This is a genomic window from Pseudoalteromonas galatheae (assembly GCF_005886105.2).
In the GTDB taxonomy this organism is placed as follows: domain Bacteria; phylum Pseudomonadota; class Gammaproteobacteria; order Enterobacterales; family Alteromonadaceae; genus Pseudoalteromonas; species Pseudoalteromonas galatheae.
Genome location: NZ_PNCO02000002.1, coordinates 1,017,397 through 1,034,871, shown reverse-complemented (window position 1 = coordinate 1,034,871; position 17,475 = coordinate 1,017,397). Strand labels below are relative to the sequence as shown.

At 41.4% G+C, this 17,475-nt stretch carries 9 protein-coding genes; 7 read left to right on the top strand and 2 right to left on the bottom strand.

All coding sequences use genetic code 11. From position 1 onward, the window contains the following. Positions 1-38: 38 nt before the first annotated feature. The gene (locus CWC29_RS22360; RefSeq protein WP_138523522.1) at positions 39-527 is read right to left on the bottom strand and encodes a GAF domain-containing protein; all 489 of its coding nucleotides are present in this window, start codon (positions 525-527) and stop codon (positions 39-41) included. A gap of 70 nt (positions 528-597) precedes the next feature. Here CWC29_RS22360 and CWC29_RS22355 point away from each other — a divergent pair, with 70 nt between their 5' ends. From CWC29_RS22355 to CWC29_RS22340, 4 genes are all read left to right on the top strand, one after another. Beyond that, positions 598-5,286: an ATP-binding protein gene (locus CWC29_RS22355; protein ID WP_138523521.1), complete on the top strand. Its 4,689-nt coding sequence runs from the start codon at positions 598-600 to the stop codon at positions 5,284-5,286. Between the two features lie 31 nt (positions 5,287-5,317). After that, positions 5,318-6,523, top strand: a complete 1,206-nt coding sequence (locus tag CWC29_RS22350) for an EAL domain-containing response regulator (RefSeq protein ID WP_138523519.1) — start codon at positions 5,318-5,320, stop codon at positions 6,521-6,523. Between the two features lie 46 nt (positions 6,524-6,569). After that, entirely contained in the window at positions 6,570-7,772 is a 1,203-nt protein-coding gene (locus CWC29_RS22345) for a response regulator (RefSeq protein WP_128726208.1), read from the top strand. A gap of 265 nt (positions 7,773-8,037) precedes the next feature. Beyond that, positions 8,038-8,913 carry an AraC family transcriptional regulator gene (locus CWC29_RS22340; RefSeq protein ID WP_138524353.1) on the top strand — a complete coding sequence of 292 codons (876 nt, stop codon included), beginning with the start codon at positions 8,038-8,040 and terminating at the stop codon, positions 8,911-8,913. Positions 8,914-9,017: 104 nt separating this feature from the next. Here CWC29_RS22340 and CWC29_RS22335 read toward each other — a convergent pair whose 3' ends face one another. Continuing rightward, positions 9,018-11,453 (bottom strand): TonB-dependent receptor, encoded by a 2,436-nt coding sequence (locus CWC29_RS22335; protein ID WP_138524355.1) that lies wholly within the window; start codon positions 11,451-11,453, stop codon positions 9,018-9,020. 453 nt (positions 11,454-11,906) lie between these two features. Here CWC29_RS22335 and CWC29_RS22330 point away from each other — a divergent pair, with 453 nt between their 5' ends. From CWC29_RS22330 to CWC29_RS22320, 3 genes are all read left to right on the top strand, one after another. Next, positions 11,907-14,174 (top strand): aminotransferase class V-fold PLP-dependent enzyme, encoded by a 2,268-nt coding sequence (locus CWC29_RS22330; protein WP_138524357.1) that lies wholly within the window; start codon positions 11,907-11,909, stop codon positions 14,172-14,174. Between the two features lie 265 nt (positions 14,175-14,439). Then, entirely contained in the window at positions 14,440-14,598 is a 159-nt protein-coding gene (locus tag CWC29_RS22325; protein WP_138524359.1) for a DUF2256 domain-containing protein, read from the top strand. A gap of 679 nt (positions 14,599-15,277) precedes the next feature. Beyond that, on the top strand, positions 15,278-17,440 hold the full coding sequence (locus tag CWC29_RS22320; protein WP_138524361.1) for a TonB-dependent siderophore receptor: 2,163 nt from the start codon (positions 15,278-15,280) through the stop codon (positions 17,438-17,440). The last annotated feature ends 35 nt before the right edge of the window (positions 17,441-17,475 follow it).

Sequence of the window (17,475 nt, the reverse complement as noted above, 5' to 3'; positions counted from 1 at the left end):
TCGCTCCAGAGTAGATCTCTTAATTGGGCGCATCGGTATTACTTATTTTTCTCCAACTGTTTCACAACATCACTAGCGATTTGCTGTAAAATTTTGCAGTCCTCTGCACCAAGTTCACGAGGCTCCGTATCGATAATACACACAGTTCCGACACGATACCCTGAAGATAAAATGAGTGGCGCACCTGCGTAGAAGCGAATATACGGTGCATCTCGTACCAGAGGATTGTCCATAAAACGAGTGTCTTCGAGCGTATCGCTTACGACAAATACAGTCTCTCCTAATATCGCATGACCACAAAAAGAAACATTTCGAGAAGTCTGCTCCGCATCTAATCCAAAGCGAGATTTAAACCATTGTCTATCTTTGTCAACAAGGCTAACCAATGCGATTGGAACATCAAAAACATGGGCAGTAAATTGGGTAATTCTGTCTAATTCTTCAGTTGCATCAGTATCCAGTACCGCCAAATCCCAAAGGGCGTGTAGCCGGGCATATTCGTTGTCGGGTAGCTCTGGGGGATTCATAATACACTTAATTAGACACCGTTTATATTTCTACTATAGTTTGTTTTATGAGATAACGCAGGTGGCAAATGTGAGCAAATATCTAAAACTAATCACCTTGACCATTTTTTCCCTAATCTGTTTAAGCGGTTTTTATCTCGAAATTAACGAATTCAATAAGAGCCGCATTATCCATAAAAGCCTAGCCCATTATTACAACAACCTTTCCGCTCTTGATAAAGCAATTGAAGTAATATTTAGTCTACAGCGTGAGAGGGGGATGTCGACAGGGTTCATGCCTGAAGACGAGCATAATACGCGGCTACAGGCATATTACCAAGAGACAGATAAAAATATACAAAAGCTAGCTGCAGAGAAGTTTACTAGCATCCAGAACTTTGAACAGTTCCAGCTAACTTTAAAAGAGGATGTACAAGCACTTAGAAAACTCAGTCGACAAGTCGACTTTGACCATGAGCAGCTGTTCCTCCGTTACACTATTTTGATCAATTACCTGACCGATACGGTACGTACTATACAAACCGAACAATCCTACATTAATACCTTTAGTAATTACCAAAACAATGCTCAGTTTCAAAATATCCACTCGCTTATCAGAGCGATTGAATTAGGCGGTAGATTTAGAGCCAAGATAAGTCGGTACTTAACCGCGGATGAAGAAAATATCCAGTTAAGGGCCATGAGAAGCGCGTTGCACAACTATGCAACCCATATTACCCTTTTAGAAAGCTTGAAAGATAATCAAAATACAGAGCAGCTGTACAACGTCGCTACTACCTCTGACGGGTTTAGTGCTGTGGCATCAACTCTACATCTGTTCAATCAAGGACTGGAAAATAACCTCTCACATTATACGTGGTGGGATAGTAGCACCAGTTACCTCAATCTCCTCACCGACGGCAGCTTAAGTTTATTGTCATACATGAAGGACTCAGCCTCAGAGCGCATGCAAAAGTCGCAGCAAACAGCACACGCTTCACTTATTACTTCTTGCGCCACCGCTGTTATCTACTTCATACTCATCAGCCTATTAATTAAAGCGTTTACAGAATTAAAAGTATATAAAACCGCGCCACTAAGAGCACAAACAGCTCAGCTCATCGTCATTTTTTCCTCAGTACTTGCAGTATTGTTTGTCGAGCATTCAGCTAGCCAAAAGCAGCTATTATATTTATCTAAGGTGCAAACATTGAGGCAACTTAATAATCAGTCTTTGGAGCGAATAAATCACCTAAAAACACTGTGGTATAACCCAATGATTGAAGAGCTCAAGCAAGCGAGTATAGATACCAGCAATGCTAAGCACACTCGATTGCAAACTTTGACCCTCAACGACTTACATGACACTCAATACTTAAAAAAAAGCCAGATAACATCACTCTACTCACAAAACCAAGATAACCTGCTGCATGGTGGTATTGTGACGAAAGTGATAACAGGAAACGATGGTCATCGGATACTTATTATGACCGGGATCGGGCTTTCCAATTCAGGGCTAACTGGCACACTGTATTGGTATGAAACGCAACTTGACGTGTTACTTGGTAGCTTAGAGTTAAACCTTAATACTCGCCTTGAAAACGCATCTGGCTACTACACACTGCAGGAACTACAAACTCTAGAAATGGGTGGTAATCTAACACCATCAATTCAGTTACTATTAAATAATAATAAGTCAGCTGATTTTTTAAGCGCAAAAGTTTGGGATCAGGAGCTTCAAATAGGCACTTATGCTTATTCACATGAAGCTTTCAATAAAGACCTACTCTACACGATAGAAATAAAGTTTATTTGGCAAGTGCTAGCCCTAGTTGCATTTTGTTTGTTTGGTTTAATAATTAGTTATCGCGCTCAACAAAAAGCAAGAAAAGAAAAGCAGGCCGCAAAAGATGCAATTCAAAAACGTCAAACACTCCTCAATGCTTCTGAAAAGCTTGCCGTAATTGGCAGCTTTGAAATGCCTGTGGGGCAATACTTTACGCATGCTTCTGAGGGCTTTAAAGCATTGTTTAGTTTACACAATGACGATGATTACTACGACTTAAAGCCAATCGTAAAGTCACTCGATAGAGGTAATAGAAAGAGGTTACACTCAAACCTACGATCCTTAACTCATGAACAGTCCCGTGAGTTTCAATTAACATTAAGTGATGAATCTTCGACTCGGTATCTAACTGTTATTCTTAATTTAAAGTATTATTCCAGTGAAAATACACATTTTATTGTTGGCGTTGTAAAAGATATAACCAATCAAGTTAATGAAAGTAATCGTCAAAAAAGAATACAGAAAGAGCTTGTTTCCGCACGAAAAGAAGCGCTAGAAAAAATGCACGAGGCAGAAGCAGAAAGAACCTCTGCGCAACGATTACTCAAGATCCAAAAGTCTACTGAGAAGCTACTTCAAGAAGCCATTGATTCATTTCCTGCTTTTATCTTGTTAATTGATGAAAAACAGAAAATTACTATGTTAAATCAGTTTAATGAGCACCTAAAATGCGCTTCTAATATTGAATATCAGTTTATGGGGAGCACTATCAACAAAGGCTCAGACATCGTCCAACTCTTTGAGCAACTGCCATTAGTCGATAGCAAAGGCCTGCTAGACATGCTTGAGCAATCGAAACACCAAACGTCTTACCAAGCGCAAACTACCTGTCAATACCATATAAAAAACGAAGTGTATTGGTTCAACGTGTTAGTAAAAAACATTAATACCGAATCAGGAAAGTACACCCTTATCTATCAGAATGACATGACTAAGAGCGTCAACTTTTCGGATGAGTTAGAGCAAGCTCGCAAAAAAGCAGAGCAAGCTAGTAAAGCAAAATCACGTTTCCTAGCTACAATGAGTCATGAGATTAGAACGCCGATGAATGGCGTAGTAGGCATGCTAGATATTCTCGCCCAATCGGATCTTGACCATGAGCAGTCTCACCTTACTAAAGTCGCGAAAAGCTCGGCACTGGTGTTACTGAGAATAATAAACGATATTTTAGACTTTTCAAAAATTGAAGCGGGTAAAATGGAGCTTGAATCAACACCATTTAACTGGCAGGAAATCATCAGCGAGCTCGCAGAATTACTTGCATATCAGGCCGATTCAAAGAAAATCAAACTTGCTTTTTACCTTTCACCACAGTTGCCAATTTGGCAATTGGGTGATCCGGTTAGGCTACGGCAAATTTTATTAAATTTGGTCGGTAATGCGTTAAAGTTTACCAAAACTACCGCCACCGCAGTGGGATTTGTAGAGGTTACAATTGGCCGTTCTGTTGATGACAACTTAATGGAAATTAGCGTTAAAGATAATGGTAAAGGCATGTCTGAAGAGCAAGTAGACAACCTCTTCAAACCCTTTGTACAAGCTGACAGCAGTATTCAACGACAATACGGAGGGACAGGTCTTGGGCTTTCCATTACCCACAAGCTCGTAAGCATGATGGAGGGAGAAATTGAATGTAGGAGTCTAGAGGGGTTCGGCAGCAACTTCATTGTTACATTGCCATACCATGAAGTACCAAAGCAGAATAGCGATTCAGATCTGACCTTAGATAGGCTTAAAATTGCCGTAGTCGGTGACGAGGATAAGTTTGAAAAAGACCTGCAAAATCAACTGCGAATATACGAAGCACAATGCGAAATATTCCCTCGAGAACTTTTTAATGCACAACTGATTGATAGCCAGCAGTTCGATTATCTCGTCATTACGGCCGAAGCTTTTCAACGCCTGACAACCGAAGGAAAAGAAGTTTTTATTGCTGAGAGCAGTTGCAAGTATGTGCTACTGGATAATAATCAGGACAAACTGCCCTCTAATAACAGCATCCGAGTGTCAAATTTGGCACTATATCCTTACTACGCCTATAAAGTTGTCTCACACATCGCCTCGCTAGAAGGACTAATCGAATGTGACTCAGATAACAAAAATAGAGATAACCTAGGATCTGTAACCGTACCAAGCATAAATGAAGCACAAGCAATAAATAAACTCATCTTGGTGGTCGAAGATAACGTTTATAATCAGGACTTATTTAAGCGACAGTTAGCGTTACTAGGTTACCAATGTATCATTGCTGACAACGGCAAAGTTGCCTTGCAACTACTTGAACAGTATAACTTTTCACTCATTATTTCAGATTGCCATATGCCTGTAATGGATGGTTATGAATTTACAAGGAAAAGACGAGAAAATGAGCAAATACACAATTTGGGCCATATACCGATCATCGCGGCTACCGCTAATGCCTTAGAGGGTGAGCAAGATATCTGCTTCCAAGCGGGTATGGATGACTACATTGCTAAACCCATCGTACTACAAAAGTTGAACAGTAAACTCAAAAAGTGGTTTTCAAGTCATTCAAAAACAAACGCTCAAGCACCTATTCGTTCCACTTCACTTTTAGAAGAATTGTCTGCACCACCCCATCATATTGACCTCACTATACTCGGTGAGTATGTCGGGACAGATAAAGATCTACAGCATATCTTTTTGAGAAGCTTTGTAGAGGATACGAAAAAGCTGCTGCAAGAAATTGACATGAATAGCACTGAAAGTGTCAAGAATATTGCACATCAAGGAAAAACCTCCGCCAAAGCAGTAGGCGCAATACAACTTTCCGAAAAGATGGCAGAACTCGAACGAGCGGCAAGTGAGGGCAACTCCACCAAGATTGAAAGCTTGTTAAATCAGTGTTTAACACTCTTTGATAATGCACAAGCTGAAATCGCTTCTATACTTGATGTAGAAGATCTAACTTGATCGTGTGCTAAATAACTCAGGCTTAGTATGTATGATAGATAATAAGCACCTAATTATTGCAATTGATGACAGCGAGCTCATCCTCACTCAATTACAGCTGTTGGTTGCCAATCAAACACCGTGCCTTTTTAAAGGTTTTATCAGTGGAGCGTCTGCATTAGAAAGTCAGGAGCTTCATCAAGCTTCTCTTATTTTACTCGATATCAATATGCCACAAATGGATGGTGTTGAAATCTTAAGAAAATTTGCCGAACTAAACATTCAAGCACCGATCGCATTGCTAAGTGGCGAAAAAGACCTATTTATTAGGAACACCGCTGCACTGGCTGAACTGCATGGCCTCAATATTATATCCAGTTTAGAAAAACCACTTTCTATAACAAAGCTCAGAGAGCTTTATAGTCAACTTCAGTCCAGAGGAACTCCCGCAAGATCCCAACATGCATTACAAAACTATAGTAAAGATGAAATCTACGAAGGGTTATTGCGTGAGGAGTTTTGTGCTTATTTCCAGCCCAAAGTTGCAAGTCCGTCAGGTACCATTATTGGCGCAGAGGTGCTCGCGAGATGGCATCATAACAGCGATGGTATAGTTCAACCTTCACAATTCATCACGACAATGGAAGAGCACAATTTAATTCATCTACTTTCCTATAATTTGTTGAAACAGACCTTATCTTTGCTAAGCCATAATCGCGATGTTCTAAAAGCACTTCAATTTAGTATCAATTTGAGTGTTAAAGAACTCGAAGACATAAAACTCCCAGAAAAGCTCGAATCTATCTGTGAAGAGTACTTCACCCCCACTTCACAGATCACCTTAGAGTTAACTGAAAGCCATTTATTAGACAATATCAAGCGTGCGCTTGACGTGTTACTGCGTCTAAAGCTTAAAGGCTTTAAACTATCAATAGATGACTTTGGTACAGGTTACTCCTCAATAAAACAACTTAGCGAGCTACCTTTTGATGAGCTAAAAATAGATAGGTGCTTTGTTGATGGCTGCTCTACACAGCCCAATAAGCGTGTCATTATTGCTAGTACCTGTGAAATGGCGCACCAACTTGGACTAGAGGTGGTAGCTGAAGGGGTCGAAGAGGTGGAAGATCTAATTGTGCTACAAAGCTACGAAGTAGAATACATACAAGGGTATTATTATTACCCACCTTGTCCGCCGTCAGAGTTTTTACAAATGGTCTCCGAATCTGCGTTGCAAAAGTCTCATTCTAGTAAATAATTAAACTTAGTAGTCTTTGCTGTACTCTCAAACCCAGAGGGAATTTATGCATAAAAAAGAAGTTGAACACGCGCAGCGACATCCAAAAGTTATCATCATCTGTGACGATCCAGCAGATCTAAGTGGTGTTGTTGACATTGTTGCTTCTCAGGTAAGCGCATTTCGCACACTAACAAGCCATAAAGAAGTCGCTGAAGTGCTTACAGAATCACCACCTGATGTTATCGTCATTGCTCGAAGTACGGTTGCAAAAAGCGTAGAAATATACAGTCTACTTGCAAAACATGGCCTGCTTAATTACGCCCATGAGAACATCCTACTATGTGAAAATAAAGAATCAGGTGTCGCCTTTAGGTGTTGTATGAAAGGTATTTTTACCGATTACTTTGTTTACAAACCTATGTACGAAAATTACCGATTTCGGATGATCTTGCATAATGCTTTGGTTCGCACAGAGGGCACATCTGAGGTCACCAAGATCCGAGAAGAACATTTTGGTCGCATCGATGATAAATTAAAGCAACTCATTGATGATGCAGCTTTGTACCATCAAAAAGCGGATGAGACACTACAGACAGTAAGGCGAAACCTAGATAATGAAAAAGGAATTAACAAAGTTCAAGATGACTTGCTCAATGAGCTGAAGCAAAAACACTTATCGCCACTATTGGATGAATTAGAACATCAATTGGCAGATAGCGTTCATGAATTAACAAAGAGGCTGAAAGATAAACAGTTTTCTATCGCAGAGCTTACCGCGTTACTGAGCGAAAAAGACAACTCAAAATGCGCACAGCTAGCGCAGAATGTATTGCCAGTTGGTGAGACGGGTGAAGTTAACATTAGTGAGCCGAAAGCACTTGAAACAAAGCAAGAAGAAATAAAAATAATGGTGGTCGAAGACAACGAAATCTACCGTGAAATGATAGCTAAAATTTTACGCGACGAGGGACATAAAGTAGAGTGTGAAACCAGTGGACTAGGTGCAATAAAAACATTGAGGAAGCATAAATTCACCATGGTGTTTATGGATCTATTTATGCCTGAACTCGATGGCTACAACACAACAAAAAATATTCGCAACATTCCACATTGTAAAAAACTGCCGATCATTGCTTTAACAAGCAATAAAAACAAAGACATAATTAGAAAATGGGCATCTTTAGGGCTTACAGGATACATCACCAAGCCTTCAACCAAATCATCTATTCTTAAAGCAGTGGAAAAAGCACTGACGGAAAGCCAGTAAGTTGTCTAAAATACAAATCAGCAAACATTATCAAATCGAGTTCTGCCAAGATAAGCCATATCAGCTCCGACGTTAATCACGGAGCTGTAAAAGCCATTAGCTTAATTAGGTGATCTATTTTGAGGCAAGGCAAAGGTTTTGCTATTTAGTTGTTCTAAATAAGAAATTTTTTAGAGTAGTGAGAGGCAGATTTGCTCCTTCAATTTGACCCTGTATTAAGACAAATTGGCACACATGGCCGCATAAACCAACAATGAAGTGAACGATGACTAGAAAAGCAACGACCTTAAGCCATTACACTACTCGCTTAAATCACGTTATTGATTATATCTATAACAATATTAATCGCGATCTTGATGTTATCACGCTTGCTGATCAATGCCATATGTCGACCTATCACTTTCACCGTGTTTATCGCTCAATCGCTGGGGAAACCATCAATGCAACCGTGAGAAGAATGCGACTACACGTTGCCGCAGGCATGTTAATTCGCACTCAAGACTCTATTGCAAAGGTGGCTGAGCAAGCGGGCTACGCAAGTATTGAAGCATTTAGCCGAGCATTTTCCCAACGATACAAGCAACCACCTAGTCTGTTTCGTCAACGTGAACAGACCAAGTTAAAGGACTATGCAGCCGAATTTTATATTATTAAGGCAGATGAGGATTCGAATATGTTTAATGTAGAAATCAGCAGTAATGAGCAAATGACGTTGATCGGACTTGAGCATCATGGCGATTACATGCAAATTGGCCAGGCATTTGAAAAGTTAAACTTACTGGCGCAACAACAAGGTTTATTAGATGCAGAAACGCGTTTCTTTGGTGTGTATTTTGACGACCCAAAAACTGTCGAGGAAAATAAACTGAAATCAATGGCGACAATTTTAGTGCCAAAGACAACAGCCTCCCTACCAGAGGGGTTTTGTGAATTCACCATTCCACAAGGCAAAACGGCGAACCTACTCTACCAAGGAGACTACGCCTCTTTAGAAACACCGTATGAATATCTGTTTGGACAATGGTTACCCAACAGCGAGTTTGAGCCTGCAGATGTACCCGTTATCGAAGAGTACTTAAATGATGTCAGGGAGACACCACCACACGAACTTCTCACTCGTATCACTTGTTACGTTAAATAACTGATTTTTTTATCCCGTTAAGGGGTTAACTAATCTAAACGTGACTAAGCATCGACTGCTTAGAAAGAAAAGGAGGGACTTCCCTCCTTTTCTTTTCGAACCGATTAGAACTTATAGTTAAAGCTCAACTTAGCGTTACGCTCATTACCCGGCATACCACCTAGGAACAATGCTTTACTGTAATAACGCTCATCAGTTAAGTTTTCTAAGTTTAGCTGAATGTCGAACTGCTCGGCATCGAACTTAATTGCCGCGTCCCAGCGGGTATAACCATCAATCGTCGCTGTTGGGAGACCGAAAGACACAGAGTTAATTGTTCTTTCACTCTCATAGTTAATGCCAAGACTATACTCTAATGCACCACCAAACCATTCCATAGGTTGAGTATACTTCACCCACGTGCTGGCAAACTTTTTTGGTACCCCTTTCATTTGACCTGAGCGCTCATTTGAACGGATCTCAACAGCATCTTGATAAGTTGCATTCATGTTCACACTGATTTGGTCGTTCAATGCTAAATTTAAGTCCAGCTCTACACCTTTTGACTCATCTTCATCATCAAAGAAATAGTGTGGAACACTCACATTGTAGTCTTCTCCAGGCTGATCATTGTACTCAGGGTTTTTATACATGAGATTTGTACGTTTTGTTTCAAACCACACTAATGACCCTAATAAGTCTTCGTCAAAGGCAGTAAAACGCACACCAATATCTAACGTTTCAGATTCCGAGTCAGGTCGATTTTTACGGTTTGCATTAGCTTCATTTTCTAGGCTACCCAGTACACTGTATGCTGTACGACCTTTTGCCATGTTTACAAAAGCAGACAGCTGAGGAGTCACTTGATAGTTTACCCCCACATTGTAAGTCATACCTGCATCGTCAGTATCCAACTCTTTACCTACTGCGGCGAGTACTTCACTTCCCAAATGCTGATACTTTTGTTCAACGCTAGTATATGCAAGACCAGCACGAGCAGTTAGTGCATCAGTGATATAGAGCACTTCTTGTACACTAATGCCATAAGCTGTAAGCGTTTTGTCATAATTAGTTCGCAACGATGGGTCGTAATCTTCGAAATCACCCGTTGGCCAGTTAGGATTGCGAATATCTAAAATGTAAGGGACTGGACCATTGCCATCGGCATCATAGGCAGACCAACTCTTTAAACGCATATCGCGATTTTCATAGTTAACACTGACTAAGTGCTCTCCGCTCAAAGAACCCATATCCCAAGTTAACTGCAAATCGGCAAAGTACTGCCAGGTTTTTTCACTGGCAACTTGGCGACGATATTCTTGACGGCGAGCCGCATACGGGTATAACTCACCGTTAACAACCAAAGGCGCTCTTGGTATACCATTGATCACATCGTAAAACTCACCTTTGTACTTTGTTCTACGCTCCCAATAAACATAATTATAAGCACCTGTTTGGCGAACAAAATCCGAATCGTAACTACGCCATAACAGTTGTTGAGTCAGCTTTGAGTTGCGATTTAGATACCAGTCATGACGTAATTTAATACGAAACTCTTCGCCCTCATTTGGGCGTGAAAGTGGTGAAATTAGGTTGCCATCACCCAAGTCAAACGGTTTTAGACCGTCTGACGCTAAAATGGAAGCCGCTAATTGAGCACGCTGCTCATCTGTAAGCTGCTGACCAAGCCACTTTTCATCTTTTACTATATAGTTAGAGTCGTTAGGTAAAAGGTCAGCAGTAACTAACCCGGGCTCTGCGTCGATACTATCCCAGTTAATAATCCGTACCGGATCGCCGATTGAATCTACTTGTTGTGAGTCATCAATATAAGCTGTTGAAAGTAAAAATGAGTGCTCGCTGCTTGGGTCGAAACGTAAGCTTGCATAGATTTCGTCTCTATTTGATTCTAGATCTCGATAGCCGTCGCTACGCTCATGGTTTGCAACAACACGGTAGGCAAGCTTATCAGTAATTGCATCTGTAAAATCAACGCCCAAGCCATAAGTATTCCACGCGCCCACTTTACCGTTAATTGCAAGCGCCTGTTCAAATTGAGGCTTTTTCTCTACTAAGTTGACCACACCACCTGCTGCACCAATACCATAAAGGCCAGTAGCAGGACCTTTTAACACTTCAATACTTTCGATGTTGGTTAAGGAGCGTGTTGGGTTAAAGCTGTTCCCTAAGTCAGCACCACCATACATACCATCGTAGGTATAGTTTACGCCTAGACCACGAACCATTAGCGAATCACCAATACCGTAGTTATTACCTGCCTGAGATAAACCACTTACGTTGCGTAGTGCTTCTTGTAAAGTCGCTGCGCTTTGCGAATCTAGTAGCTCCTTGTCAACAACAACAACCGCCGCAGGCGTTTGCATAAGATCCATATTAGACTTGGTTGCAGTACCAGATTGCAGAATAATGTTATTATGTTTGCCATAAACACTGATTTTTTCTATATCATCTGAAGCGGAAGCGGTTGCGCTTGCACCTAGTAAAGCTAACTTAACCGCAATACAAGAAGCGGAAAGAACAGAAGAGCGAGAGTATTGCATTTTTAACTCCAAACTACGCAATTGGATAGTGGTGAAATAAGCTAAATACCTATTTCAGAAAATAATTTATCACTGAGGTGGCGAAGTTTAGCAAAACAATAGTAATGATAACAACTATCATTTACATTTTATATTTGTAACGATTTTTGCAATAAACTCAAACATGATAACAAAGTGTAATAAGATGGTATTTTTTAGGGTCTACCGAGCTGTAGGTCGAGCATCGCGAGCATAAACAACCTATTCATCTCGCCCATTTAATACTTGCGCGGATGCAATAGAACGGAATGATTACACGCTTAAAATTATTATTGCAATCGAGAGCGAAATCAGGTTGCAAGAAACACATCCTCAATAGTTGAAACGTACGCCTATCTCCCTTATTATAACTATAAATAATTACTTATTACTTTTTGTTATATCGGTAATTTGCTTATACCTAAAGGCGCAGTCATGACAGTAGAAACGGTGTTACCTCAAATATATCTGGATGCTAATGCGACAACCCCAGTGTTAGAGCAAGCAGCAGACGCAGCATTGGTTACGATGAAAACCATGTTTGGCAATCCTAGCAGCAGCCACATTACGGGCTTACAAGCAAAGCAGCTGATGGAGCACACTCGCCAAAAAGCACGTGCTGTTTTAGGTTCTGGTCATGGTCGAGTGATCTTTACCAGTGGTGCGACCGAAGGTATTCAGACTGGTATATTATCAGCTTTGTGTGCAGCAAAAAATAAGATACAACCACACAAAAAATATACACTACTTTATGGTGCCACGGAACACAAAGCGGTACCTGAATCACTCAAACATTGGAATCACATTTTAGAAATTAATGCCGATGTTAAAGCCATTCCGGTTGATGGTGCTGGTAACCTAGATTTGGCATATATTGCAGATGAAGTACCTAATGCGCTAATGATTTGTACTATGGCCGTTAATAATGAGACCGGCGTATATCAAGACTTGAACAAACTAGAAGAAGTAATAAGAAAATACAATTCAGATATTTTTTGGATGGTTGACTGTGTACAAGCACTAGGTAAACGCAACCTAAACCTAGCGAGAACGACAATTGACTATGCACCTTTTAGTGGTCATAAACTCTATGCACCAAAAGGCATAGGTTTTGTCTATATTCGAGAAACTGCACCGTTTACACCGTTTATTGCGGGTGGTGGTCAAGAGAGCGGTTTACGCTCAGGAACAGAAAACTTGCCAGGCCTTGCCGCACTGAATGTTATCTTTGATGAACTGCTAAAAGAAAATGACAGTCGATTTGCAAACGTGGATAAATTACACGATTTTAGAAATCAACTGGCACAAACACTCAAAGATGCGTTCCCGACTATTGTATTTAATAATCAATTCAGTAATAGCGTTCCTACTACACTAAACTTTGCAATTCCGGGATTCAGTTCAAAAGAAATCATGGATTTATTTGATGCTGCAAACATCCGAGTCAGCTCAGGCTCAGCGTGTAGCTCAAAGGTAACACGCAGTTTTGTACTTGATGCCATGGGGCTCCCAGCTTGGCAAAGCGAATCGGCTATTCGACTGTCTTTTGGTCCAGCCACAACCCAAACCGAAATAGACGCGGCGTGCGAGCGCATTCTCCATTGTGCTCAGGCACTCGGTCACAGCTGTCTTATGCAAGCAGATAACGGTATTAACAATAAAGAAGCACTTGACGGTCTAGTACAATTCAAAGTGGGTGGTGCATGCTGTTGGCTGTTCGCAGATAAGCAGTCAAAAACAGCGATTATTATCGATCCTCTTCCTGAATTGGTCGAGCGCCTTAATACGATATTGGAATGCCAGCAGCTGACATTGCTCGCCGCGCTCGATACTCATGGGCACGCCGATCACGAATCGAGTCGAGCTGCACTCAGTTTACCAAAGCAAACATGCGATCATTTGGGTTGGCCAACTCAAGCCTCACAGATTGAATTTAAAGGCCAGTCACTCGAAGCGCTAGCAATTGGTCACTATCGTCTTGCAAAATTAGCCACTCCAGGACATACAGACGATAGCGTCACCTTTATACTATTGGAGCAACTACAGGGTGAGTACAGCATCAGATATGTTTTTTGTGGCGATCTGATCCTGATGGGAGCGCTTGGGAGAACTAACTTCTCCACCAGCTCATCGAAAGCGATGCTGCATAGCATTCAATCACTTGCTCAACTTATCGATACAGATACTTTGTTATGTCCAAGCCACGACTACAACAATGAATTTGCAACTACTCTAGCGGCAGAGTGCAATCGCAATTTGCTCCTAAATAATGTACTTTACCATGACATTACAGTTGATGAATTTGTCAAGAAAAAGGTACAAATAGATAATAATATTGTTGATGAGGCTGGTAGTGAGATCATGTGTGGTGCAACTATTTGCAACAAAAATCAATTTGAGCTACACGAGTACACTACAACAGAGCTCAACGCACATATTGCCAACAATGAAGAGCTGTTGTTAATTGACATACGTGAACCGCACGAATATGCCCTAAATCACAACAGCGCGTTTGATCACAATGTGCCACTCACCCGCCTTACAGACTTTATTTGCAAACATAACCAAGACAAAGCGAAAAAATTGGTGTTGGTGTGCCGCAGTGGCAGCCGCTCACAAGTCGCCGCACAAGCATTGGCTAGGCTCGGCTTTAATAATATCGGACATTTAAAAGGGGGGTATGCACTCATTCCTTCTGCATAACTCGCCCTGTTTCCTTTCTAAAGCCCCTATCGTGCTTGCTACGGGGGCTTTTCTGATCTCGACTTTCCCCGCCACCGTATGGATACCAGAAATGACTAACGCCAATTTGCTTGTGTTGAAGTAACCTGTGTTGAAGTGAGAAAATTTAGTCGATAACTCCACTTCCGCCCCCTACTATCACCAAGGTTACCGACATCCATGTCGGCAAGTCGGAATTTGCTCTTTCAAATTGAACATGTATTAGTGAAGTTGGTATAAACCTACAATGGCTCACAAAAAACCAAACCTACAATATAAAATATGCCCTATTTGCGAACGTCCGTTTTATTGGCGGAAAAAATGGCAAAGAGATTGGGGTAACGTTAAGTACTGCTCAAAGCGCTGCGCTTCTGAACGGCGCTCAGGTATAGGACATAAAGATTAGGTCCTGTTATTCCTTGCTGATTGATTTTTGTTATCTTGGGTGTGTTTTGGTCGCACCCTCAATTTTACGCCAAGTGATCTAAGCAAAAGTTGAGCGATAATGGACAAAAGCCACCGAGGTGGACCCATTGAGTAGCATTTCTTTGTGTGTTGCCCCACATGGAGGTGGGTAAGAGTACACAGCAAGAGCGCAAAGTATTTAGCCCCAGACTCACATAGAATATCTATGCTAGGCAGTCTCTGCCTCGTGTATGTAAGTACCAATTAAACTGGCGCAAAAACAAACCTGAAAGATAAACAGACTCTAAAATACATAGCAAATCTGGAAACTTAAGCAATCTGAGCTGCGGATAATTAATGTCTTACTAACAGTTCACTTCAGTGCTATCAACATTTAATTCTCCTTCGATAGCCAGCTATTGGCAGTCCAATTGGCGTTGCCTGCAGAAAGTAGGTATCTGAGCGGCCTCTGGGCATGTAAGTCGTATTTTCCTTAAACGTTTAGGCGAGACAGGGAGATGTATCAAGTTGTACTTTAACAACAATGAGCTAGAACATTCCTTATCCAAAACTCAAGTTAAATAGTTTATTATAATATTTGCAAATTACAAAATAATACTATTGATAATCACTCTCATCTACAATATCATTTGCGCGAACTTTGATCATAGGGATTAATAATGCGCTCACTTAAATACAAATATCCAACCTTAATTACCAGCATTGCACTGGCGTTATCTTGCTCTGCGATAGCACAAGAACAAACAAAACAAGATAAAGATGACATTGAAATCATCGAAGTTAGTCCGAGGGGTCTGATTTCATACGTTAGCGCTACTGCATCAAAAACGGCAGTACCTATCGTCAAAACGCCTGTTTCGGTGTCTGTATTAACGGCTCAACGTATTTCTGATTTAGGTGCAGAAACACTGCAAGATGCAATTGGGTATGTTGCAGGTGTTTATAATGGGCCATACGGTGTTGATACTCGAGGCGATTGGTCTAAAATTCGTGGCGTTGATCCCCTACTCTATGTTGACGGCCTGCAAAAGTTGTTTGGTAATTACAACAACACGCGTACTAACCCTTATGCGCTTGAAAGTGTCGAGATCTTAAAAGGCCCTTCGTCTGTGCTTTACGGGCAAGGGTCTACCGGTGGTATCATCAACGCGGTATCAAAATTACCAAAAGCAGAAACTGAGGGTGAGATCTGGGCGCAAGTGGGCAACTACGACCGTAAGCAACTAGCACTTGATTACAACACCATATTTGGTAAGCACGAAGAGTATCAAGCACGTGCTGTCGCCATGTATCGAGACAGCGGCACACAGACCGATTATGTTGATGACGACACCTTGATGCTTGCGCCAAGCTTTAGCTGGCTTGCTTCAGATGAAACTAAAATTACCTTGCTTGCCAACCTTCAAAGAAATGAATCTGGCTCTTCAACGCAATTCTTCCCGCATGAAGGCACTATTCTACCTGCAAAATATGGCAAGATCCCAAGTGAACGTTTCGTCAGCGAGCCAGGCTGGGATAAATATGATACTGAGCAACAAGCGATCACCGCAATCGTTGAGCACAGCTTTGATTTAGACACGCATATTAAATTCTCCGGTCGCTACAGTGATAGTTCATCCGAATACCGTACCATTTATTCTTGGCCACCAAAATTTGAAGCGGACAAACGCACTATTAAGCGTATCGCCAGCCTTACCGATTCAAGTGCACGTAGTGTGACGATGGATCTGCAAATCCATAAGTATTTGGAACTGGATGCGGTGAAATTAACTATGGTGTCGGGTGTAGATTACCAAAATGCGGATACAGACTCTGATCGCGGCCGTGGTGTTGCAGCACCATTAGACTTATATAATCCAGTGTATGGACAAAGCACTGAGTTACCAACTGCGGTTGTCAATAACCCTGAGAATACGCTCAACAACAAACAGCTCGGTGCTTATGCGCAAGTCACTGCAGAAGTAAATAGCTGGGTACTTAATGCCGCACTTCGCTATGATGACCTTTCAAATCAACTGCAAACAGCAGGTGCAATCAAGAATAGTCAGAATGCCACAACGGGTCGGATTGGTGTGCTTTACCAATTTAAAAATGGTGTAGCGCCCTATGCTAGCTATTCAGAATCATTTAAAGCCGTATTTGGACAGAAACCACAAGGTGGCGCATATACACCGCTGGAGGGTGAACAAGTTGAGCTTGGATTAAAATATCAGCCAAAGGGTACAGAGCACCTTATCACAGCCTCTATATTTGAAATTAAAGACAAAAATCAAATACGAAAAGTTTCCCCTGAGTTTGAAGTACAAGATGGCGAAATCGCGGTAAAAGGATTCGAGCTTGAAGCCCAACTCGAATGGCAGTACCTTGATATTTATGCCGCTTACTCTTATTTAGATACGGAACAAGACGTTTCTCCGCTGTCTCCTACTGAACTCTTTGTGGCACAAGATTTAGTTACGTTAATCACAGATGATGCTCAGCTCTCAGCAACACCTAAGCACTTAGCTTCCATTTGGGCAACGTACCGCGCGGAAGAATGGCTTCCAGGGCTTAAGTTTGGAGCCGGTATAAGACATGTGGGAGAAACCTACGATGGCAGTCGTACAGTTGAACTAAACGGCCAAGCACTACATCAGCAATTAGTGACCGATAACTTTACGCTTATCGATATGATGATTGGGTATGACATTGAACAATATCAATTCAGTTTGCAAGTTGATAATGTCAGCGATAAAACGGTTATCACCAGCTGTTTGTACCGTGGAGACTGCTTCTACGGACAGCGCAGAACCATTAGTGCTAACGTGAAGTACAAGTTTTAACGACTAGACTACAGAAATGGAATCGCCCTAGAACC

Coding starts and splice junctions, on each gene's coding strand:
- CWC29_RS22360 (WP_138523522.1), bottom strand. CDS start 527: ATGAATCCCCCAGAGCTACCCGACAACGAATATGCCCGGCTACACGCC.
- CWC29_RS22350 (WP_138523519.1), top strand. CDS start 5,318: ATGATAGATAATAAGCACCTAATTATTGCAATTGATGACAGCGAGCTC.
- CWC29_RS22345 (WP_128726208.1), top strand. CDS start 6,570: ATGCATAAAAAAGAAGTTGAACACGCGCAGCGACATCCAAAAGTTATC.
- CWC29_RS22340 (WP_138524353.1), top strand. CDS start 8,038: ATGACTAGAAAAGCAACGACCTTAAGCCATTACACTACTCGCTTAAAT.
- CWC29_RS22335 (WP_138524355.1), bottom strand. CDS start 11,453: ATGCAATACTCTCGCTCTTCTGTTCTTTCCGCTTCTTGTATTGCGGTT.
- CWC29_RS22330 (WP_138524357.1), top strand. CDS start 11,907: ATGACAGTAGAAACGGTGTTACCTCAAATATATCTGGATGCTAATGCG.
- CWC29_RS22325 (WP_138524359.1), top strand. CDS start 14,440: ATGGCTCACAAAAAACCAAACCTACAATATAAAATATGCCCTATTTGC.
- CWC29_RS22320 (WP_138524361.1), top strand. CDS start 15,278: ATGCGCTCACTTAAATACAAATATCCAACCTTAATTACCAGCATTGCA.